Source organism: Tateyamaria sp. (genome assembly GCF_059783535.1).
The window spans coordinates 1-22,305 of sequence record NZ_JBYNDP010000067.1; the positions used below are offsets into that span (position 1 = coordinate 1).

Sequence of the window (22,305 nt, forward strand, 5' to 3'; positions counted from 1 at the left end):
GAGGACTACGAAGAAGACAAAAAGCGGCGGCTGGGACCGGATGCCCTTGAACCCAAACGACTGAAACACAAAAAGTTTGTCCGCTAAGCGGACAAACTTTTTTGGGTTTACGTTTGGGTTCAAGGCGCGCGCGTAGCGGCACCCGGTTGCATTTGAGGATCGTGCCTGACGTCGAAGCGGTCCAGAAGCATCAGATTTTTGGGATTTGCCTGACCGTCTGTGCTTCTACTAAACTTGAAAAAGTGACAGCTAGCTAGAAGGGTTCACGAATCTTCATCACGTAGACGTTCTTTGTAATGGGATCGTGCTCATTTACAGGAACGAAACCAAACTTACGCACGAGGCGCACGCCATCTGGAGTTACAGGGCGCGTGAATGCTTTGGATATCTCCAGCGAAGCTAAGAAGGTTTTTGCCATTTCAAGTGTCGCAGCGCGTCCGCGAGAGCTGCTTGCCGCTAAGCTTCCTATGTGCACTGGACAACCGCGGCGAAAGTTCTTTGCAAAGTTTCCGATTTGCAGTTCGTCACTTATGAGATCGCGGTCCATAACTGCTTTCTCACCGTTCACAGTAAGCGGCAAAAGACAAAAGTATCCAACGATTTCATCATGTCGAGTATCTACAATTTTTTTGATGCACTTAGTGTTATGGTTATAGAGCAGCCGCGTGTTGTTCTCGGTGATACGATTGCCCATCGTCTTTTGAGCAAGTTCAACAATTGCCGGAATGTCCTCTGAACGCGCGTTCCTGACGGCAATGTGTGCTAGAGTAGAAGGCTGCAATCGATAGAACGCCTGCACAAGCATCCCAATTAGTTCCACGAGTATTACAAGAACTAATAAAAGCAATAGAGCCATGGATACCCACGGTATCCATGCAACGATAGGCTCCAGCATAGGAGCATTCTCTACTATCTTTTCCTGAAGGTCCCATGCAGAGAGCACAAAAGGCAATAAGACCAAAATGGTCGCAATAATAAACTTTTTCATCTGCCCCAGGTCTTTTTCTGGGGTAAACCGCTACATTATGCTGAGACGCTTAGTCAAACGCATTTTTGCAAAAGTTAAGACCGCATAAATGCAGTACGCCACGGCTAGTCCAATTATTTGCTCGTCCAGCATATTGAAACCCTTCCAACGTATGCGAGTGCGAGATAGGGACGTAGCCCCAGTTCGTCAACAAAGTCCTAATAACAAGTACGTTGACAGTAGCATCGTTGCACCATCAACCAAGGAAAATCTGAGCGAATCAGCGAGGTTCAGCCTACCAAAGCGGTTTGAACGGCCGCTCCCGGAGCTAATGCCGCACGTTTCACAACAAATATGGCCAAACCAGCATGACCGGCAGCCCGAACGCAAACGCGATCATAAACAGCTTCGCCGCGTCGCTCACCTTACCAAACAGCCCATCGCCCCCGCCCATGGAAGCGCTTCTCGCGCACGGTTTCACGATACGCAGCCAGCCCCGCGATTGCTTTTTAATCGCTAGGGTCGGAGGCTGCACAGGCGCGTGGCGTCCGTGCAGCGCACAATTTACCTGTTGATCTGAATACTCGCGTAAGCGACCATCCCCCCATGCACATCATCGACATCTGGGTGAACTGCCCCTCCATCGATACGGCCGACGCGATCACGGACGCGCTGCTCGATCAGCAGCTCATCGCCTGTGCCAACCGCTACGCCCCGATCCAGAGTGCTTATGTCTGGGACGGTGCCATCCAGCGCGAGCAAGAGCATCCGCTGCTTCTGAAAACCCGTGCCGAGCTGGCCCAGCAGGTCGAGGACGCCGTGCGCGCCCTGCACCCCTACGACGTCCCGCCGATCATCCGGATCGAGGCCACGGCCAATGCTGACTATCTGGCATGGGTCCACGCCGTCACTCGTTCGACATAGGGTGCGTCGTTACGCCAAGTGTGCGAGGGATCTTTCGGTTCCAGGACGTGCGTTTCCAAAAGCGTAGTTGTTCGCTTCTGTAACTCACTGAAATTCCTGACCTGCGAACCTCCCCTCGCTTGGGGCATAAAACCAGGCCATCGCCAAGGTATTCTAACCATCAGATCAGACATGTTCTTTGGAAAAGTGGCTTCCGATTGAAAAGCATTCGTTAACCCGGACTTGCGAAGCTATCGCGCGAAGCAAGGGAAGCAATGATGCGAGAATACCTCAAATACGTCGCCATGGCCTGCTTGCTTCTGTTGATGGTCTTTGGTGTCTCTTTCTTCCCACCGCTCACAAGCGGCGGAAATTCAGCGGGTTCTGGTATCAGCCAGGCCGAGTATGAAGAAATTGAGGGACAAGAGCTGGCCTACTGCGAAAACAGCGCATTCGACGTTGATTGCGAGTGTTTTGCTGAAGTATCCGGTCACATCCTGTCTCAAAAAAACACCAGGGTTCCTTTCACCGTGTACCCCGACAGGGCAGAGCTTGCGAGGGGCCAAGCGTCCGGCCGGTGTTGAGGCCGGTCGTCGAATATGGGTGCCACGAACCGGTGCCGTACGGTGCTGCACTGCAGCTTCTCCAAAGCCACCGTTTAAGTGCAGCCTTATGAGGCGTTTCCAAGCTCAGGGCGCTAACCAAACACACATTTCGCTATGTCGGCCCCAGTTTTCCAAAGCTGAGTCTCAGAGCGATCACCGCTTGCAAACATCGAACTTCACTTGGCTTCCGGCTTTGATTGATTGGATGGTTGTCGCGTGACAAATAATGAGGAGTTAAGAAAAACAAGCTGCTAAAAGGCCAAAAGGCCAGCAGGATCAGCCCTTCCAACCGTTAGCAGTAAGCGATGCAGGCTTGCTTCATTAGCCGTTTCTCGGATGACTTAAAACAACTGGTGCTCCTTGGCCATCAATGCGGCTTGCGTTCGGTTTGAAACGCCGAGTTTTGCGAGCACGTTCTTGACGTGCAGTTTGACAGTGACTTCCTGTACGCCGAGATGGCGGGCGATCTCTTTGTTCGACAGCCCAATGCAGAGTTGCTCCAGCGTTTCCATTTCGCGATCCGACAGTGTGGCAAAGGCACCTGACGGCTTTGCGCGCGTATCATCTGTGCCGAAGTCGAACGGAAAGTATCGTTCACCCGACAGAATGAACTTGATCGCGTTGACCAAGGATACCGCTGTCAGCGACTTCGGTATGAACCCATGTGCCCCGTTTGTCATTGCGCTGTTGGCAACGTCGCGGTTGGCGACGCCGGACATCAACGCCACCTTGGTTGCGGGGAATAGTCCCTGCGCCTTGTCCAGCCCGGCAAGGCCGTTCATGCCCGGCATGTTGTAGTCAAGTATAAGCAGATCGACCGCGTCCAAGCCGCGCATCTTGGTCAGTGCATCATCCAGGCTGGCTGCTGTTTGCACCTGAAAGTCATCAACGGTTTCAAGATATGCGGCGATGGTGTCGCGTACGAGGTCGTGATCGTCAGCAATCAGAATGTTGGGCATGTCGGCAACTCTAATACGTCCTGCAACTTTTCAACCAAAATCCTGACGAAACCATGGCAGAACTATACTTTGGTATAGGTGCCTATGCCAATGCCCTGATGACCTGATCGTCGCGGATACTTAGAGGTGGGTCACTGGATCATCGAGGAATGAAAATGGCAAATCGTCACCGCTTACGGGCCATGACCTTTTTTGTTGTGCTGCTTTTGGGGGGCTTCACGTCGGCGATGGCGCAATCTGTAACTGGGTTGCAGATCACCGCGGAAGCCACGCAGTCTGATCCGGTCACACTCGAGCTGGCCGATCTTGACGCCTTGCCTCAGCAGTCTTTCACAACGTCCACGATCTGGACCGACGGGGCGGTCACCTTTTCTGGGGTGCCGTTGGCTGCTGTGCTGGAGTCCATTGGCGCACAAGGAACTGCGGTCGAGATGGTTGCCCTGAACGACTACAAAGTGACTATGCCGTTTGCCCAGCTTGAGGAAACCGCACCGATCATTGCCACTCGCATGGATGGCAACGTGATGTCGGTGCGCGATAAGGGGCCATATTGGATCGTGTTTCCATACGACCAGGACCCCAAGTACCAGACCGAGACGATCTATTCGCTCAGTATCTGGCAACTGAACCGGCTCAAGGTCGTGGATTGACAGCCCCCAAGCGCATAGGCTGGGATCGATTGAAGCGAGGCCACCTATGACGCAAAAGCTGAACCCTTACCGGCTTTCGGTTCTAGCAGGCATTTGCCTGCTCTTTCTTTTGTTGGCTGTGATGGTCAAAAGCCTCGTGTCGCAGGTCCAGGATCTGTCGCGCGCTGCTGGGGACAATACGCAGTGGAGCATCTCGCAGATAGACACGGAGTTTGCGAACCTTGATGCTATCCTTACGGATCAGGTCGTCGCGGGCACCCATCCCGAGGATGAGGTGCGATTGCGCATCGACATTGCTCTCAGTCGTCTCAACATCATCAATTCGGGCCGGTCGGCCGAGATCTTTGGCGAAAGCCAGCAGGCCGCAGAGCTGATCACACCCATCAACACCTTTGCAGATCGAACGATTGCTGTGCTCGATACTCCGGGGGCACTGGATGTCGAAGCCGTGGCTCAATTGCAGCGCGAGGTGCGGGAGGTCAGACCTGCCGTCAGGGACATTGCTTTGCTGGGTATACGGCTGGGGGCAGAACGGTCGGAAGCGCGGCGCGCCCAGTTTGCCAGTCAGCTGATCTGGACCGGTGGTACAGCCATTGCACTTCTGATCCTTATGGCTGCCCTGATGGTGGCGCTGGACAGGTTGTTGCTGCGTGCCGCCCGGCGCGATGCGGCACTGTCAGCGTCGTCAAAACAACTGTCGTCGACCGTCGCGGCCTCTCTTGATGCCATCGTCACTGCGGATGTTGAGGGACGGATCATCGGATTCAACCGCGCGGCTGAAAGTGTACTCGGCTGGCAGCGGGACGAGATAATTGGCCTGACCATGGAAGAGACGTTCATTCCACACCGGATGCGGGATGCGCATCACAATGGCATGCGGCGCTATCTGAAAACCGGCCAACCGCGGGTCGTGGATGCCGGGCGAGTGGAGCTGGCTGCCTTGCGGAAGTCAGGCGAGGAGTTTCCAGTCGAGTTGAATATCACGACCGCACAGAACGGTGATGATGTCACATTCATTTCCTATATCCGTGATATAAGCGAACGGAAGATCAATGAGCAAAAGCTCATTGATGCAAGAGACCGCGCCGAACGCACGGACAAGGCAAAGTCACAGTTCCTGGCGGTAATGAGCCACGAGATGCGCACACCATTGAATGGCATTTTGGGTGTGCTCGACCTGCTGAAGACAACCTCCCTGAACGATCAACAAACGCGCTATGCCAATATCGCGACCTCATCAAGCGAGGTGCTGCTGGAGCATGTCAACGAAGCGCTCGACATCACTCGAATAGAAACGGGCAATCTGCAGCTGAACCTGCAGGAATTCCGGCTGACTGCTCTGATGCAAGGCGTGATCGACATGTTCGAACCATTGGCGCAGGAAAAGGGGCTGTCGATCACACTCGACATCGCGCCTGCGATGCGTGGACCGTATCTTGCCGATGCAGGGCGTATCCGGCAAATCCTGACCAATCTGATTGGCAACGCGATTAAGTTCACCGAGCAGGGTGGCATCACGGTCGATGTCACAGGAATCCACGGGCCTGATACGTCTTCCCTGCGCTTTGCAGTCACGGACACAGGCATTGGTATTGCAACCGATCAACACGAACTGGTGTTCGAGGATTTCTTTGCCCATGCCCCTGCTGAGGGACGGCAGGCGCGCGGTGATGGCCTGGGGCTGTCTATCTCACGTCGCATCGCCCGCGCTATGGAAGGGGATGTGTCAGTCAAAAGCGCCGAGGGCGAAGGCTCGACCTTTGTTCTTTCTCTGCCCTTGAAACGCAGTGAAACCGTCTCGGTCAGGGCACCCACGACTGCCGAGATTAACCAAACCAATCACAAGGTCTGTTCGGTTCTGATTGTCGAAGACAATCCGATCAATCGCAATGTTCTGAGCGATATGCTGCATTCGATGGGGCATTCCGTACAGGAGGCAGTAAACGGCGCCGACGCCATCGAACGGGCCAAGACAACCGCGTTCGATGTCATCTTTATGGATATCAGCATGCCTGTCATGAACGGCATCGAAGCGACCCGGCATTTGCGGGCAGATGGCGACAGGAATGCAGACACTTTGATTGTCGGCTTGACCGCCCACGGACGCGAAGAATACCGCGAGCAAGCTGTTGCTGCCGGTATGGACCGCTTCCATACCAAACCTATTCGGCTGGACGCTTTGCAGAGTGTGCTGTCCGAAGTGTCGGCAGGCCCAATCTCCAAATTGGATGGTGCGCAGTACCCCGAAGCGTTGAAAGAAATGATCGACCTGCTGGGCCCCGACAAGGTGCGAGCCACAGCGGACGCCTTTTTTCATGAAATGGTGAATTTGTTCGATCTATTGCGCGCGCAAGGCAGAACATCCGATCAGGCCACGCTGGCCGAGGCAGCGCATAAGGCAAAAGGTGCGGCGTCGCTGCTGGGCCAATCGGATCTGGAAGCGATCCTTTTCGACATGGAAACCCAGGCGCGCGCTGAGATCCTGGAGGACCACGAGTCTTGGGTGCGTCATCTGAAGACGGAAAAGGAAGCGTCTCAAAACCGGCTGAATGCGGCATTGCAGCACGCCTCTCAAGTTCCATAAGCACAGGTGCCCTATCCTTTGGGATAGTTCTGCTCTTCCAATTCCCCGAGGCCTATACCCCCTCACCCCAGCGCGCAGCGGATCAGACGCGTAAATCTTTGTTCATCTTGTAACGGGTCGCCTGGAGGGGCCCATTTGAGGGAACAAAGACATGGAATATTCAAAAGACATTATTGTGGTTGGCGGCGACGGTTTCTGCGGTTGGCCCACGGCTCTGCACCTATCGGCACAGGGGCACAACATCACCATCGTTGATAACCTGTCGCGCCGTGACATCGACACGCAGTTGGGGGCGGATAGCTTGACCCCAATCGCGTCCATGGACGATCGCATTGCTGCATGGAAAGAGCATACTGGCCGGGCCATCCGTTTTGAAAACATCGACGTTGCCCGTGATTTTGAAGCTGTGGTGGCCTTGCTGACCGACATCAAGCCCGACACAATCATCCACTTTGGCGAACAACGCGCCGCTCCCTATTCGATGAAGGGCGTGAGCGAAAAACGCTATACGGTCGACAACAATATTTCCGGCACACACAACCTGCTTGCCGCATCGGTCGAGCTGGGCCTTGATCCACACTTTGTCCATCTGGGTACCATGGGCGTCTACGGCTACGACGATGATGGACTGGAAATTCCCGAGGGATACCTGCCTGTCTACGTCCCTGGCGATGACAAACAGATCATGAAGCGGGACATCCTGTATCCGACAAATCCCGGCAGCGTGTATCACATGACAAAGTCCATGGATCAGTTGCTGTTCCAGTTCTATGCCAAGAATGATCGGCTACGCATCACGGACCTGCATCAGGGCATCGTGTGGGGCACCCAGACGGAAGAAACCCGTCTTGATGAACGCCTGATCAACCGCTTTGACTACGATGGCGACTATGGCACCGTCCTGAACCGTTTCCTGATGCAGGCCGTGGTGGGCCACCCCCTGACGGTGCACGGCACCGGCGGCCAAACCCGTGCGTTCATCCACATTCAGGATACGGTGAAATGCCTTGCCTTGGCCGTTAACAACCCACCCGCCAAGGATGGCAAAGTCGCAATCCTGAACCAGATGACCGAAACCCATACAGTGCGGGCATTGGCAAAACTGGTGGCAGATGCATCGGGTGCATCCATCGCCTATGTGGACAATCCCCGCAACGAGGCGGCCGAGAATGATCTGCGCGTCTCGAACAAGACCTTTCTCTCTCTGGGTCTGCAACCGGTCACGCTGGCACAAGGCCTCATCGACGAAACGCAGCAGATCGCGGCCAAATACGCCGACCGTTGCATTCGCCGGATGATCCCCTGCGTGTCGACGTGGACCGAAAATCAGCGCCCGGGCGTCGTCCCTCCGAAACCACGCAAAGCGGCCTGATCAACACCTTCTCACGCGGTGCTCGCTTGGAGGTAGGCGCCGCGCGAGAGGGATATCTCAAATCCAACCAACGGTGACAGCCATGCGTATGATCGGCATTGGACTTATGGGGTTTTTGTTGGCAGGCGTTGCCCTCCTGCTTTCAACCATGAACATTCTGGAACAAGGTCAACACATGATCCGGCAGATCGTAGCCGGACCGCAGCTTGTGTTCGAACATCGCCTGGCAGCTTCGGCAGAGGGCAACGACACGGCTGAAATTCTTCGATCCAACCCGGATCACCCTGTGATCCTGGCTGGTTTTCCTGCCTACCAAAGCGTCGCGTTCACCTTCCCCCAAGATGCACGCCCGACGTCCGGATACCTCCAAATCAATGCAACAACTCAGGTGCTGGCCGGAGTGGAAGGCGTGCTGCGCATCTCGATCCACAATTCCCGCCGGGGCGAGCTGTTGCTGCGTCCGGGCGAGGCGGGACGGTCCCTGCAAATTCCGTTGTCACTGTCGGATTTTGCGGGTGACCAGCTGGTCGTCTCTTTCTCACTGCAAGGCACTGACACCCAACAGCAGTGCGGACCAGAAGACGGTATTGCCGCAATCGTCGAGATCGAGACGACCAGCGCTCTTCACCTCACATTGAAAGAGCCACTTGTCAGTGCCCGAGATCGCGTCCACGCGTGGGGCGACGTGGTTCGGGTGTCGTGGCCAGCATGGCTTCAACAGGACGAGCAATTGCGCCGTCTGTTGCTGGGCGTGGATGCAAAGCGGCATGGTTTGCGTACCCTGTTCATGGCGGCAGGTGAAGAAGACGCACTGACTACAGTTGCCCTACGCGAAGCGTTGGCATCGGTTTCCGGCGCTTCTGTACCCACCGTGGACGATCCCCAATTCTTGGCGCGGAGCGGCGTGAATGCTGGTGTGCGCAGGTTTCATCACGCCACCTCATGGCGCGCACGCTACACGCTTGAAGACGGTGGCAAGCAACGCATTCCGGCTCATCTGGATATGCGATTGGCTCTTGGCGATCTCTTTGGTGATCACCTGTGGTCACTCACGGTGACACTGAACAATCGCCTGCTTCTGCAGGACAGTTTCAAGGCAAAACGAAGGGAATACGGGGTCCGTATCGATCTGCCAGCAGGCTGGCAAAGGGCACACAACCAGATTGAAATCGTTGCCACCACTACGGCGCAGCGAGAAGGAGTGTGCGATCAAGGCCCCGAGCTGGTGGCAGAGATGCTGCCCGAAACGCAGTTGGTGTCAGGCGAAGATGTTTACGCAGGACCGATTGATGACCTGCGCACGATGCTTGCAGCGCTGGATCCCATCCATGTTTCTTTGACGGCGTCGCTGACTGCGGTGCAAGCAGAACAGGTTGCCGGTTGGTTGGCGCAGATCGCACCGCCATCTGCCACTCTAAAACCGGTGCGGCAGACTGCACACATTGTCATAGTAAACCCGGGTGATCTGCGCCCGTCGTTGCCGCCGAATGGACCAGTATGGGTTCTGACCCAAGGCGCTGACGCAGGCGCCGTTGATCTGCGTCCTGTGCGATCAAGTCAAGATCTGCCCCGTACACGCACCTTCTTGCTGATCGCCCCGGCTGGAATCGAAACGAACGGGGTGGCGTCATGACCACCGCAGAGGACAAGCGCGAACAGATCAACTACATCTCGGTCGACAGTGCACCAAAGCGGTTCGCAGGCCCTGTTTCCGAGTGGCAGGCCCCACGCATGTTGGTCGTGTTCACCGTATTGGCGACCGTTCAGTTGTGGCTGGTGAACACCGACGGAGTTGCCCAGATTTTTCCTAATCGTGACTACGTCTTTTCCCAGCATACCGGTCGCCATTCCATCGCGATCCGTATCTTCCTGATTTCGTTCTTTATAGCCTTTGCGGCCTTCAGTTCTGGCGACGCACGTGGCCGTGTACTTTTCGGGTTGGACATGGTGCTGACCTTTCTGGCTGGCAGTGCCGTGTTCGATCTGGCCAATGCAACCGCGCACCACCTGATCGGATCGTCTTTGTCGCTACACTTCAGCGCGATAACCTCAGGGCTGTTCGGCTTTGCCGTCTATTCCTTCAAGCTGCTGGAGCGCGGGTTCATGCCGGCCCGTATCCGGATCGAACATGTTCCTGTCAGCCAACTCCGGGCATTTCTCCGTCTTGGCGTGACCATCGTGATCGCGGCCTGTGTCGCTGTATGGGTCGGCGGGATGGACCTTTACCTTGTGCAGGTGATGCGAGACTGGACCCTGCTGGGCGGGATTGGTCCGGGCGTTTTCTTGTTCCTGCCCGTCCTGTTCGGGCAGCTCTATCTGCTGGCAATCTACGACGTGCTGACAGCCAAGACGCCAGAGTTCAAACCGGCCGTGTCGGTCATCGTGCCCGCACACAACGAAAGCTACATCATCCGCGACACGATCAACGCCATGGATCGCGCGGCTGCCCACTATGGCGGCGACGTTCACATCCTGATCATGAACAACAATTCTACGGACGATACCGAAGAGATTGCCCGTGAAACACTGAAGGCCTGCAAGGCGGCCAAGGGACGCGTGATCAATGTGCCCAAACCCGGAAAGTCCAATGCGCTCAATGCAGGGCTTGATGCGTGCGAAACCGAGTTTCTGGTGCGCGTTGATGCGGACACGTTGGTGGGCGAAGATAATTTTACCCGCGCCATGCCGTATTTTACGGATCCAAGCGTCGGTGTCGTGGGTGGTGTGCCCGTGCCCCCGGGCGGTGCACTCTTTGATCGGGCCCGCTTGCTCGAGGTGCTGGTCAAACACGGCTTCTATTCCGTCGCGATGGGTGCTGTGAACGGTGTCGTGGGCATCCCCGGTATGTTTGTGGTCTACCGCACACATCATCCCCGGCGCCTCGGCGGTTTCGTCGAAGGGATGAATGGCGAAGACACCGATATCTCGCTGCGTATCGGCGAACTGGGCTTTCACTCGGTGGTGGATCCCAAGCTGCGCTACGTGTCCGAGGTCCCGTCATCCTACAGTCACATGCGTGAACAGCGGATGCGGTGGTTTCGGTCGATTTATCACATCTCATCGCGATGCCGGGACTTGATCTACGGTGGCGGCAAAACACTGCGCGGCAAGGTAATCCTGCCTTACATGCTGATTAATTCGGCCCGGCGGGCCATGCTGGTGCCTCTGATCATCTTTGGCAGCCTCGAATGGGGCTTGGGCTTCAACGCTGATAGCCCAATTGTTTGGCAATCCATCGTGGCAGTTACCACGGGCGCTCCGGCAATCATGGCGATTGTAGCCTCGTTGCTGAACGGCGTTCCGAAGGGCGTCCTTGCCCTGCCAGAATACCTGATTTTCCGCGTTCTACGCGCCTATTTCACCCTCGAGTCTATGCTCAGCATCCTGATCGACGTCCGCGCCGAAGACCTGGAGCGCGTCATCCGTCTCGACATCATACCGGACAAACCCATTCGCGTGGCCTGACGGTCGCATCAAGTGCCCGAGCAAGGGCGCGTATAACCCAAAAATGAGGAGTAGAAACTATGCCACGACACATCTACGGCACACCTGAGGCGGATACGATCTATGGCGGTGCAGGTCCCGACCGGATCCATGGCAAAGCCGATGACGACATCATCACGTCTGGCAACAGCGCCGACCAGATCTATGCCCAAGCTGGCGAAGATTCGGTCGATGCCGGGGCCGGTAGCGACACGGTACGCGGCGGAGCGGGGAACGATACGGTAAACGGTTCTACGGGCAGTGATCGGTTGTTCGGTGGTTCAGGACATGACGTTCTGATCGGTGGTGAAACCAGCGGTTCAGGCGGTGGTTCAGGCGGCGGGATTGACGACCGCCTATGGGGTGGCTTGGGCGATGACCAACTGGACGGCGGGTCCGGCAACGACCGGCTCTATGGTGGTGAAGGTGCCGACACCATGATGGGCGGTGCTGGCCTCGACAGACTGTATGGAGGCACCGAAAACGACCTGATGCATGGTGGGGGTGCCAATGATCGCCTGATCGGCGCCGCGGGCGATGATACATTGCAAGGCGGTGAGGGCTTTGACCGGCTCTATGGCGGAACGGGGTCTGACGTATTGTTGTCAGGCACTGGCTCAGACAGCCTCTACGGCGGCGGAGGCAGTGATGCCCTCGAGGGTGGTGCTGGCGACGACAGGCTGCATGGCTCGGAGGGTGCCGATACGCTCTCGGGTGGTGTCGGCGAGGACATGCTCTATGGCGGTGTTGGCAGCGACGATATTGATGGCGGCGCCGGAGCGGATCAAATCTGGGCAGGCGATGGTGATGACATTGTCGTCGGGGGCGACGGTGACGACCGGTTGGGCGGTGCATCAGGAAACGACCAGCTCTTTGGTGGAAATGGGTCTGACACGCTGTACGGACGCGCCGACGATGATCTCTTGTCGGGTGGCGCTGGCAATGACGCAATGCTCGGTGGTCAGGGTGCGGACACCCTATTTGGCGACGGTGGTGCGGATGACTTGCGCGGAGGCGCAGATTCCGACGAATTGTTCGGTGGCGCTGGCAATGACCTGCTGCATGGGCAGCAGGGCAATGACATCCTGAATGGCGGCGCTGGTATGGATACGCTTAACGGTGGAAACGGTGTTGACACCCTCGATGGGGGCGCTGGCGGCGATGCACTGAACGGCGGTGCAGGTACCGATCTTTTGCTTGGAGGCGCAGGTCAGGACATTTTGGAAGGGTCCTGGGGCAATGACACGCTGGACGGTGGTGCCGGGGGCGACATCTTGGATGGGGGCACCGGAAACGATGTTCTTTCGGGCGGCAGCGGCCGCAACACCCTCACCGGTGGTCAAGGCAGCGACGTCTTTGTTTTCCACGCCAGCAACAACTTCTTTCGTGATGAGATCACCGACATCAACATCTATGGCGGCAACGCGGATGTGATCGATCTGACTGGCTTCAGCTTCGGTACCTCTGTTTCCGATATCCAGGCTTGGACCGCAGAGCATATTGAACAGCGCGAAAACGGAGACGTGTTGATCTCTTTGACGGGTTCACAAAGCGTTCTGATCTGCGATCACGCCGATATCGGAGACGCCTTCTTGAATGGCTTGGTTGACCTGCTGATTTTTTGATCGATCCAAGGTGGCGCCCGAACAGGGCGCTGCCATAAATTGAAAGGGAATGTCACATGTTTTCCATTCTTGGATCCCTTGTTTTGGTGCTGATGCTGTCGTCGGCTGTCAACGCTGACGTCAGCCGTTCAGAATACAACGCGATAAAGTTGCAGGAGGCGCATGATCCGGAAGCCGCCTTTGGCGCAATGCTGGGGTTGGCGCATGCCGGGCACATCCCCGCGGCCAATCGGGTTGGATACTACTATCGCCATGGCGTCGGGACATACAAAGATTTGACGGCCGCACGCCAGTGGTATCGGCTCGCCTCGGCAGGCGGCCATCGTTGGGCTTTTGCGTCGCTGGCGCGGGTGGAATTGGCATTGGGCGATACAGATGTCGCATTGCGTCTGTTGCAACAGGCCGCGCGCGATCAGCACCCGGGCACGGCGCGGCTGCTGGGTACGGCGCATATCGATCGGGCATTTGGTGCGGAATCAGATCCAGCCTTGGGACAGCATATGCTGGATGCTTTGGCACGTGACGGCGATGCAAACGCCGCCCGCGATCTTTTGTTAAGATACAATTGGAACCGTATTCGCGGACAAGCCCCGGATTACATTGTAGACCGCGTCGTGCAAACCGGTCTCGAGGGGGACGCACGCTTTGCAGAAGCGGCACTGGTCTATTTGACCCGCGCGCAAGACAAACGGAGCCAGATCACCCGGCAGCGCGAAGCCCTGATAAGTGTCCCCGGCATCCAGCGGCGCACGCTATTGATGGAACGGGTTAGGCTAGCCGCTGATGTTTACCCGGGTCGGTTCTGGATCGAGACCGAAAAGGTGCTGCAGGACGCCGAAACCGAACACTATGCGCGCGTTGCAAGTACAGCCTTTTGGATCAACAAGAACGCTTGGGTTCGTGTACTTCAGAAGGAGCTGCGCGGCCTTGGCTACTATTCGGGCCGTATCAACGCAAAGATGACCGCACGGACCGTAAGAGCCCAGAACAAATTCTGCAAAGACAGAGGCATATGGGAATTCTGCGCATCAGGGCCGTTGCGCAGTCAAACTGTGCGAGCCGTGGCAGATGCAATCGCCATGGCGCATGATCGCGGCTAGCCACAGGGCCAGAGTTGTTGTGAACGGGGACTATCGATTGAAAATCCATTCAGAGTGGTTGCGGCAGAAACGCTCGATATGCACTGTCTGCCCGCTGTCTCTTGAGTGCCTTGAGAGCATCATGGCGCGCCGTCTGGAATTGGTGTTCTCGCCTCACTAGGGTCCGGACCGAAGCCGCCGATTGATTTCCGCAACCGAACTTCCGTTCAGTGTGTTTCGCGAATACAACTAAAAGTACCAAGGCCAGCAAACCGAAACTCGCTGCGCTGCAGAAGCTGGGCACGGCCAGTTAGGCCACCTGCTTAGGCGCCTAACTCATAGGAAAGCGGTGCTAAGGCATCTATTCACTGCCGACCAATCCCATCGCCATTTCCGCAATCTCCTCAGCATGCTCGTAGAGCGCCAGCTGTGCTGATCCGCTGAAGATACAGCCGTCGACGCCGTCGAGCTTCTTCTCAAGCGAAGCGACCTCGGAAGCTGGCAGAAACGTGTGGTCCTCGCCGTGAAAGAACCGCACAGGCGCAGCCGCGCGGACGGCGTGAAGATTAGCCGACCAATCGGCGCCCCAATAAGCGATGTCACGCGCGATCTGGGACGGATCGAGGAAGCAGTATTCGATGTTGCTTCGGATCGTCTCGCGAAATTCGGGATCAACGATCTTCTTGGCGTCAGTTGGACTGTCCTGCACAAAATACCTGACAATTTTTTCTTCGCCAAAGCGACTGGATCGAAAGATGCGGGCCGCGGTGCGATAGCCGAGGGAAAGAGCCGACTGGGCGTAACGCGCTGCGAAAAAGCTTCGCTTGATCGTCGCTGGCGCCGTTTCGAAAGATGAGAACTTAACGATCGGTGCCCCCGTCGAAATCAGCGTGAGACCGCCGATCTCTTTACCTGAAGCGATAATGCGCGTCGCGGCGTCGGCGGCGAGGATACCGCCCTCTCGATGGCCGGCGATGACTGCGCTCGGGCCCGCTTCGGTCCAAAGTGCATCCAGCCAATCGTCAAGTAGGGCTGCGTTCGCATCGCCGTTCTGGCGCGCGTCGCTGCGAAAACCTGGGCGCGCGGGTGCGATCACGCGAAAACCGGCACCCGCAAAGGCGGCGCGCACTTGCGCGGTCTCCTCCGGTCGCGATGAAGTGGTGAAGTAGATCAGTGGGCGGCCCGCACCGTAGCGGACGACTTGCAGCGTTCCGCCCGGGCCCTGCAATTCGATCGTTTCGAAATCGACTTCGCAGCGTGCGTCTCCGGACGGCGCGCGTTCGTTGGTTGCTTGCCTGATGAGCGTCAGCAGTTGCACGAGCTCGGTTTGCCGCCGCGCCCCGGTTTTCTGCAGCAGGGCTTTGATATGGCTACGGATCGTGGCGAGGCTGCGATCGGCCTCTCCAGCTATCTCCTGCGCTGTACGGCCTTCGAGAAGGCCTTTGGCGACCCGCAGTTCGGCGTCGCTAAAACCGAAGCGGGCGTTCAGATCGTCCGCGAAAGGGTTGTCCCAGTCGATTAGGTTGAGCATAAACGCTCGCTCTGCGCTCGGATGCTGCGCCCTGATGAGTTCGCTGACCTGAGACTCCAGCGCGAGGTACACGCGCCCGCCGGGCGCACTCTGGCAGCGAAAGGCACCGAGGGGGCGGTCACCGAACTCTCCATCCGCGCGCCGTCGCGACGCGATCAGATACGCCACGTCGAGATGGCGCGCTTCGACGAGAGCCGACGCGGCCGCGTTCATGGCGACGACCGTTTTCGCCGCGTCCAACAGGATCGTAGGTGCCTGCGCAGCGTCCAGCGCGGTCTTTTTCGGTGCCACGGCGTCGAGGGTGGCGGCAGCGGAGAGCGCTTCGCCGAACTTCGGGTCGAGGATTTCGAACGCTTCGCCAGATCCATTAAAATGCTCGTCGCACCAAGCGTCCCACGCGGCGAGCAGCTCGTCGAAACGCTGCGGCTCGATCGCGGCCCCGTAGGCCTTGGACACAAGATCCAGCGTTTTGTCGGCTTTCTGCACCGTCATGGTGTTCTTTTAACGCGGTTTTCTCCAAAAGCGAGTTGTTATTTCTCGCGGGCCGCGCGGCATCGCTCGCTTGTAAGAAATGGTATCCGGCCCCCGAGAATCCCCAATATTGATGATTGAGGGAGATCAATCGAAAGACCTAGCCTCCCCGCATTGGAGAATGCGGTCGCGATTTGGCGGCGACTGGCGGTGCGTCGTTGACGCACAATACCGCCAGGAACGGGAGGAATTTCATGGTCAAGGTTTCAGCGGGCGCCCGCATCACGGGGTCTTTCGGGTTCGAAGAGTTTGGCGCTGGCCTCTCGATCGGAGACTTCAACGGCGACGGCGCCGCCGATCTCGCGATCAATTACCGCGTCATTGGATCTTCGCGGAACGACAGCTCCAGCACGATCCAGGTCATCTACGGCGGCGACGGCGTTCTCGAGGGGGAATTGGAGGCGGCGCGCCTTGCCGGAGGCGACGTGACCACGTCCGGCGTGTTTGACATCGGTGTTGGGATCGACGTCGCTGGACCGATTTCGTTCTCGGATGTGAATGACGACGGGTTCGACGATCTTCTCATTGGTGCGCCGCGCGTGCGCTTCGACGACTCGGCGACCGGTGGGATGGGATATGTGCTTTTTGGACGGGCGGACGCCACGTTCGATTTCGGCATCTCCAACCTCACCAACGGCGTCGACGGTCAGGCGTTCTTCGTCAGCGGCGGGCGGAACGCCGGCAGCGCAATTGTCGATCTCGGCGATGTCGACGGGGATGGGGACGCCGAGTTCTTCGTCAGCGCGCCCTTCACTCCGGCGCCGGGCGGCTCTGTAAGCTCCGGCCTTGGGTTCGTTTTCGACCGGAGTTCCGATGCTGTGACGGACCTTTCGGGCGCGTTCGACGGCTCGGCCTTGTCGGACGCCGTCGTCATCTTCAGCAGCGAGCGCGCCTTCATCGCAGAGGGCGCGGCGGCGCTTGGCGATGTTAACGGCGACGGGCTGGTGGATTTTCTCCTCACCGGCGCAGGCGCGATCGGCGCAGCGACGAGCCTCTTCGCGCGCAATAGCGGCGAGGCCTACCTGATCTACGGCCAGAGCGGCGGTCTGCCGGACGAGATCAACGTCGCACGGCTCGACGGTCAGGCCGGCACGAAGATTCTCGCGACCGACATCTTCGCGGTCGGCAAACAAGTGACCTCCGCCGGCGATGTGAACGGAGACGGGCTGAATGATTTCATCCTGATCGACGCAGGGCCTGCCACGGATGATCCGGCCTTCTATCTCGTCTACGGCCAGAATGGCGGGTTCGGGGCGGAGTTCGACCTTTCGACCTCAGACGGCGTCAGCGAGCTCGGCGGCGTCGCCTCCGTGAGCGTAGCGTCGGGCATTGACATGGCGGCGGTTGGCGACGTGAACGGGGACGGGTTCGACGACGTCCTTGTCTCGCGCGCGGCAGGCGGATCGAATAGCGGGGGGGAGATCGCGCTTCTTTTCGGCTCGGCGAGCGGGCTTGGCGACAATGTCGATCTCGATGCGATCCCGCCCGGCGCCGGATACCGTTTCATCGCGGGTCCGGACGATTTCCGTGCCGGGTTTGCGGTCGCCGGCGGCGGCGACGTGAATCAAGACGGGGTGAGTGACTTCGTCATTGGGTCCCCCTTCTACAACCCGCCATCCAACGCGGAGTTCGAGTTCGACGCGCCGGGCGCGACCTATCTCATTTATGGCGGGGCTGAGCGGCTCGCCGCGCTCGACGCGCTGGATGGGGATGACGGGCTGATCGCCCTCGCCAACGTCGTACAAGACATAGAGATCGACGGCACGGCGGAACCAGTCGCCTACAGCCTCGGCGCAGACTTCACGATCATGGAGCGGAACGGCGAAGACACGCTCTTCGCAGTCACCGTCACCCGCACCTCTGGGCAGGGCGCGGCGGAGATCGCGCTGGCGGTCTCAGGCGAGGCGACGATCGCCTCAGACGACATTGCGCAGGTCGGCGGATCGACCATGTTTGCAGATGGAGAGACAGAAACGACGGTTATCTTTCGCCTCAAGGACGACGCGCTCGCTGAGGCTACGGAACAGGCGATCTTCGACCTTTCGATCGTTGGGTCTGACGTGCCCGGCGTCGTTTTGGAAGGCCAGCTGGTTGCGACCATCGAGGATGACGACGCACCCGCCGTCTTCGACCTCGGCGCCGACTTCACGGTGGCGGAACGGAACGGGGAGGATGTGAAGTTCGCGATCAACGTCACCCGCTCTAACGGCAATGGCACAGCGGAGGTGGCGCTGACGCCTTCCGGCTCCGCTGACGCATCGGGTGCGAACGCCGACTTCGTCCGCATCGGCGGCTCGGGTTTCTTTGACGACGGAGAGACGGAGACGTCGATCCTGTTCCGCGTCGTCGACGATCTGCGGGTGGAGTTCGCGGAGGAGGCGATTTTCGACCTCTCCGTCACCGCATCCGACGCTGCAGCCGAAGTGGCCGACGGGCGACAGGTGGTCACGATCCGGGACGACGACGAGATTTCATTCTTTAGCCTCGGTCAGGACTTCACTATCGCGGAGCGTGACGGCCAGGACACAACCTTCGCCGTCACCGTCACCCGGACCTTTGCGGAGGGCGCGGCGGAGGTCGCACTGACGACTTCGGGGAGCGGGGCCGCTGACGCCTTCCTTTTCCTCGGCGACGCCACCTTCGCGGATGGCGAAACGGAAACGCAGTTTCTCTTCCGCCTCCTCGATGATCAGGTGCAGGAACCGACCGAGGAATTCATCCTCGACCTCTCTGTCGTCTCTTCCGACGCCGCGGCAGAGGTGGCGGACGGGCGGCAAGTCGTCTCCATCCTCGACGACGACACACCGGTTACCTTCAGCATCGATCCAGATCGCAGCTTCACGGAGGGGACTGGGGCGGACTCCCAGTTCACGACCTTCGTTGAGCGCAGTTCGGGCGAGGGCGAGGCGGTGGTGAACCTCACACTCGGCGGCACGGCGACGGGTTTCGGGCCGAACCGGGATTATGAGCTTCTGGACACCTCTGTCACCTTCGCCGATGGCGAGACGCTGAAGGCGGTGCGCGTGAGGCTGGTCGCGGACGCCATCGATGAAGCGGACGAGACGATCAGCCTGGGCCTCAACGTCGTTTCCTCCGTCGGCGTCGCAGTCGTGGAGGACGGGACGCAGATCATTACGATTGAAGACGATGACGCGACCGCCTTCTTTAACATCACCGCCCCCGCAGAGGTGATCGAAGGCAGCTCTGTCAGCCGCGAGTTCACAGCGACGATCACCCGCAGCGACGGTTTCGGGGAGGCTGTCGTCGAGGTTTCAACCGGTGGAACCGTGTCGTCTACCGGCGTCTTCCGCGATTTCGAGCTTCTCGACCCCACGGTCGTTTTCGCGGACGGGGAGCTCACGAAAGACGTTCGTGTGCGCCTGATCGGCGATGTGGTCGATGAACCAGATGAGACGCTGACGCTCAACATCGATGTCGTCTCAGCTGATGCGGGGTCCGTCGTCGTCCAGACCGGTCAGGCTGTCGTTACCATCCGCGACGACGACGAAGCTGCGATCACCGGTACGGGCGAGGACGATGTGATCGCGGGTGGGACCGGCGCAGATAGGATCTTCGGCGAAGACGGCAACGACCGGATCTTTGGTAGCGCAGGCGATGATTTCCTGAACGGCGGCCTCGGCCGAGATAGCATCTTCGGGGGGGCCGGCGACGACACGGTACAAGGGAGCGGCGGCCCGGACCTCATCTTTGGCGGCTCCGGCAACGATAGCCTCCTCGGTGAAGACGGCATGGACATCATCCGGGGCGGCTCCGGCGACGACAGCATAGCGGGCGGTTTCAGCGACGATTCCCTTTCAGGCGGGTTCGGCACAGACGAGATCAGCGGAGGTGAGGGCGACGACATCGTCACGGGCGGCGCGGGCAACGATACGCTCACTGGCGACGGTGGCGACGACCGGGTGATCGGCGGCTCCGGCAACAACCAAATTTTCGGTGGCGCGGGAGCGGATACGCTCAGCGCCGGTTTCGGCGACGATCTCATTCAGGGCGGCTCCGGCGATGACTCTGTCTTCGGCGGCGGCGGCGCGGACGTTCTGACCGGCGACTCCGGCGACGATTTCATCTCCGGCAGCGCGGGCGATGATTTCATCTTCGGCGGCTCCGGCGAAGACACCCTTAGCGGCGGGACAGGTGACGACAACGCGGTTGGCGGCGGCGGCAACGATTGGATTCTCGGGCGGCTCGGAGACGATTCCCTCTTTGGCGGCGAAGGCCAGGATAACCTTTTCGGCGGCTCCGGCGACGACAGCCTGAAAGGCGACGACGGCGATGATGCGCTCTTTGGCGAAGCAGGCAACGATACGCTGGAGGGCGATGAAGGTGATGACGAGATCACGGGCGGCTCTGGCGAAGACATTCTGAACGGCGGCCTCGGCGACGATGAGCTTGATGGTGGCCGGGACGACGATAGCCTGTTCGGCGGCGAGGGCGATGACAACCTTGCGGGTGGGTTCGGCGACGACCTTTTGCAGGGTGGTTCCGGTCGGGATGAGTTGAACGGCGACGGCGGCGATGACGCGCTGAACGGCGAAAACGGGAACGACCTGCTCTTCGGCGGAAATGGCGACGACACGCTCATCGGGGGCGAGGGGATCGACTCCCTGCGCGGCGGTTCAGGGGATGATGAAATCCTCGGCGGCTCGGGCCGCGACATCCTCCGCGGCGATGCTGGCGACGATATCCTCTTCGGCGGTTCCGGCGACGACCTGATCCAGGGAGGTCGGGGAGACGATACGATCTTCGGCAATACCGGCTCGGACGTTCTGTTCGGGGACGCGGGGCGCGACGTGTTCGTCTTCTTCGAAAGCTCCGGCTCGGACCTGATCGCGGATTTCCAGAATTTCCGTGACAAAATCGAAATCAGGAGCGGTGCGGAGAGTTTCAGCGACCTTCAAATAACGGCCGTCGGGACGAGCGCGATCATCACCTTCGGTTTCGCCGAAATCGAATTGGAGCGCACGCGCTTGAATGAGCTGGACGCCTCGGACTTCATCTTCTGAGCAAACTTCAAGGCGGTTTCGAAAACGGTCTTCAGTTCAAATTATTGAAAGATATCGGACCTTCGCACAGCATGCTTCGCTTCAAGCCGAAGCGGGATCGAGGGGCTCGCATCCGAAAGCGCCAGCGAGGGACTCAGGGCAATTCAAAGAAGTAACTCTCGGCGTTTAGGCTCAGGACCCCGTTCGAACGGCAAGAACTCTCTACTGCGACGCGGCGAATGACCGGGTTCTCACCCGCAAAAATCCAAAACAAAGGGATCGATGGCTTCCGTGACTGCGAAGGCGCCGAAATCCTGATGTTGCGTATGGGCTCGCCACCGACCAACGCCGCATAAGTGACGGCCATCCGCTTTGAATTGGCGAACGGCAGGACCGCTCGTCAAAATGGCTCAGATATCGATGCGCTCAGCGATACTCAAGGCATCTTTGAGTTCAACGCCTGGATAGCGCACTGTACTGTCGAACTTCGTGTGACCTAGCAGCAGTTGGACCACGCGAAGGTTGCCAGTTTTTCGGTAGATCTCTGCTGCCTTTGTTCTGCGGAGCGAATGGGTTCCATATCCGCTCGGCTCGAGGCCAATTGCTGTCACTCCATCGCGGACAAGCCGTCCATACTGGCGGTTGGAGATATGCGGTCGGTCGTGGAACCGGCTCGGGAACATGAACCGGCAAGCAAGCATCTCGGGTGATTTAACCCAGGCCAGCACAGTTTCGCGCGTGTTCTCCGTCAGTTCAAACTGAACTGGTCGCTTGGTCTTGCTCTGGATAACCGAAACGCGTTCTCGCACGCGATCATCCTTTACCATGTCAGACACGGCCAATTTGACCAGATCACAGCCGTGCAGCTTGCTGTCGATGGCGACGTTGAACAAAGCCAGATCGCGCAGATAGCCAGCCAGTTCCAGCCGGGCCCGGATCGCCCAGACCTGTTTGGGCAGCAAAGGCCGTTTTTGACCGATGATCCGCCCCTTATTCCAGGCTCTGCGTTTCGGGGT

14 protein-coding genes are annotated in these 22,305 nt (G+C 58.5%); 10 read left to right on the forward strand and 4 right to left on the reverse strand.

Annotation, left to right across the window (positions count from 1 at the left end):
• Positions 1-253: 253 nt before the first annotated feature.
• Positions 254-988: a hypothetical protein gene (locus tag AC6RA8_RS13465; protein ID WP_500353255.1), complete on the reverse strand. Its 735-nt coding sequence runs from the start codon at positions 986-988 to the stop codon at positions 254-256.
• A gap of 585 nt (positions 989-1,573) precedes the next feature.
• Between AC6RA8_RS13465 and cutA the strand changes: the two genes are divergently transcribed.
• Together cutA and AC6RA8_RS13475 are read left to right on the forward strand one after the other, a co-directional pair.
• Positions 1,574-1,891 (forward strand): divalent-cation tolerance protein CutA, encoded by a 318-nt coding sequence (cutA, locus tag AC6RA8_RS13470; RefSeq protein ID WP_500353256.1) that lies wholly within the window; start codon positions 1,574-1,576, stop codon positions 1,889-1,891.
• Positions 1,892-2,148: 257 nt separating this feature from the next.
• Complete coding sequence (locus AC6RA8_RS13475; protein ID WP_500353257.1) at positions 2,149-2,454, forward strand: hypothetical protein; 306 nt, start codon at positions 2,149-2,151, stop codon at positions 2,452-2,454.
• A 362-nt stretch (positions 2,455-2,816) separates the two neighbouring features.
• Here the strand turns inward: AC6RA8_RS13475 and AC6RA8_RS13480 are convergent, their stop codons facing one another.
• Positions 2,817-3,434, reverse strand: coding sequence for a response regulator transcription factor (locus tag AC6RA8_RS13480; RefSeq protein ID WP_500353258.1), 618 nt, complete (start codon positions 3,432-3,434; stop codon positions 2,817-2,819).
• A gap of 182 nt (positions 3,435-3,616) precedes the next feature.
• Here AC6RA8_RS13480 and AC6RA8_RS13485 point away from each other — a divergent pair, with 182 nt between their 5' ends.
• The 7 genes from AC6RA8_RS13485 (at position 3,617) to AC6RA8_RS13515 (ending at position 14,248) form a co-directional block, all read left to right on the forward strand.
• Entirely contained in the window at positions 3,617-4,084 is a 468-nt protein-coding gene (locus tag AC6RA8_RS13485; protein WP_500353259.1) for a putative pterin-binding protein, read from the forward strand.
• A gap of 46 nt (positions 4,085-4,130) precedes the next feature.
• Entirely contained in the window at positions 4,131-6,668 is a 2,538-nt protein-coding gene (locus AC6RA8_RS13490; protein WP_500353260.1) for a hybrid sensor histidine kinase/response regulator, read from the forward strand.
• A gap of 151 nt (positions 6,669-6,819) precedes the next feature.
• Positions 6,820-8,040 (forward strand): NAD-dependent epimerase/dehydratase family protein, encoded by a 1,221-nt coding sequence (locus AC6RA8_RS13495; RefSeq protein WP_500353261.1) that lies wholly within the window; start codon positions 6,820-6,822, stop codon positions 8,038-8,040.
• Between the two features lie 82 nt (positions 8,041-8,122).
• A complete protein-coding gene (locus AC6RA8_RS13500; protein ID WP_500353262.1) occupies positions 8,123-9,673 on the forward strand; it encodes a cellulose biosynthesis cyclic di-GMP-binding regulatory protein BcsB in 1,551 nt (516 codons plus the stop codon).
• Positions 9,670-11,505, forward strand: a complete 1,836-nt coding sequence (locus AC6RA8_RS13505; RefSeq protein WP_500353263.1) for a glycosyltransferase family 2 protein — start codon at positions 9,670-9,672, stop codon at positions 11,503-11,505. Before AC6RA8_RS13500 ends, AC6RA8_RS13505 begins: the two co-directional genes overlap by 4 nt.
• A gap of 59 nt (positions 11,506-11,564) precedes the next feature.
• On the forward strand, positions 11,565-13,148 hold the full coding sequence (locus AC6RA8_RS13510; RefSeq protein ID WP_500353264.1) for a calcium-binding protein: 1,584 nt from the start codon (positions 11,565-11,567) through the stop codon (positions 13,146-13,148).
• A 56-nt stretch (positions 13,149-13,204) separates the two neighbouring features.
• Entirely contained in the window at positions 13,205-14,248 is a 1,044-nt protein-coding gene (locus AC6RA8_RS13515; protein ID WP_500353265.1) for a tetratricopeptide repeat protein, read from the forward strand.
• 340 nt (positions 14,249-14,588) lie between these two features.
• Here the strand turns inward: AC6RA8_RS13515 and AC6RA8_RS13520 are convergent, their stop codons facing one another.
• Positions 14,589-16,250 carry a bifunctional helix-turn-helix transcriptional regulator/alpha/beta hydrolase gene (locus AC6RA8_RS13520; RefSeq protein ID WP_500353266.1) on the reverse strand — a complete coding sequence of 554 codons (1,662 nt, stop codon included), beginning with the start codon at positions 16,248-16,250 and terminating at the stop codon, positions 14,589-14,591.
• Between the two features lie 233 nt (positions 16,251-16,483).
• Here AC6RA8_RS13520 and AC6RA8_RS13525 point away from each other — a divergent pair, with 233 nt between their 5' ends.
• Positions 16,484-21,310: a Calx-beta domain-containing protein gene (locus tag AC6RA8_RS13525; RefSeq protein ID WP_500353267.1), complete on the forward strand. Its 4,827-nt coding sequence runs from the start codon at positions 16,484-16,486 to the stop codon at positions 21,308-21,310.
• Positions 21,311-21,699: 389 nt separating this feature from the next.
• Here the strand turns inward: AC6RA8_RS13525 and AC6RA8_RS13530 are convergent.
• Positions 21,700-22,305, reverse strand: a 606-nt coding sequence (locus AC6RA8_RS13530; protein WP_500353268.1) for a tyrosine-type recombinase/integrase, incomplete at its 5' end; no start/stop codon positions are given.

Excerpts from the sequence above, each read along its gene's own strand:
- AC6RA8_RS13510 (WP_500353264.1), top strand. The coding sequence starts at position 11,565 with ATGCCACGACACATCTACGGCACACCTGAGGCGGATACGATCTATGGC.
- AC6RA8_RS13500 (WP_500353262.1), top strand. The coding sequence starts at position 8,123 with ATGCGTATGATCGGCATTGGACTTATGGGGTTTTTGTTGGCAGGCGTT.
- AC6RA8_RS13525 (WP_500353267.1), top strand. The coding sequence starts at position 16,484 with ATGGTCAAGGTTTCAGCGGGCGCCCGCATCACGGGGTCTTTCGGGTTC.
- AC6RA8_RS13485 (WP_500353259.1), top strand. The coding sequence starts at position 3,617 with ATGACCTTTTTTGTTGTGCTGCTTTTGGGGGGCTTCACGTCGGCGATG.
- AC6RA8_RS13480 (WP_500353258.1), bottom strand. The coding sequence starts at position 3,434 with ATGCCCAACATTCTGATTGCTGACGATCACGACCTCGTACGCGACACC.
- AC6RA8_RS13475 (WP_500353257.1), top strand. The coding sequence starts at position 2,149 with ATGCGAGAATACCTCAAATACGTCGCCATGGCCTGCTTGCTTCTGTTG.
- AC6RA8_RS13515 (WP_500353265.1), top strand. The coding sequence starts at position 13,205 with ATGTTTTCCATTCTTGGATCCCTTGTTTTGGTGCTGATGCTGTCGTCG.
- AC6RA8_RS13490 (WP_500353260.1), top strand. The coding sequence starts at position 4,131 with ATGACGCAAAAGCTGAACCCTTACCGGCTTTCGGTTCTAGCAGGCATT.
- cutA (WP_500353256.1), top strand. The coding sequence starts at position 1,574 with ATGCACATCATCGACATCTGGGTGAACTGCCCCTCCATCGATACGGCC.
- AC6RA8_RS13520 (WP_500353266.1), bottom strand. The coding sequence starts at position 16,250 with ATGACGGTGCAGAAAGCCGACAAAACGCTGGATCTTGTGTCCAAGGCC.
- AC6RA8_RS13465 (WP_500353255.1), bottom strand. The coding sequence starts at position 988 with ATGAAAAAGTTTATTATTGCGACCATTTTGGTCTTATTGCCTTTTGTG.
- AC6RA8_RS13495 (WP_500353261.1), top strand. The coding sequence starts at position 6,820 with ATGGAATATTCAAAAGACATTATTGTGGTTGGCGGCGACGGTTTCTGC.
- AC6RA8_RS13505 (WP_500353263.1), top strand. The coding sequence starts at position 9,670 with ATGACCACCGCAGAGGACAAGCGCGAACAGATCAACTACATCTCGGTC.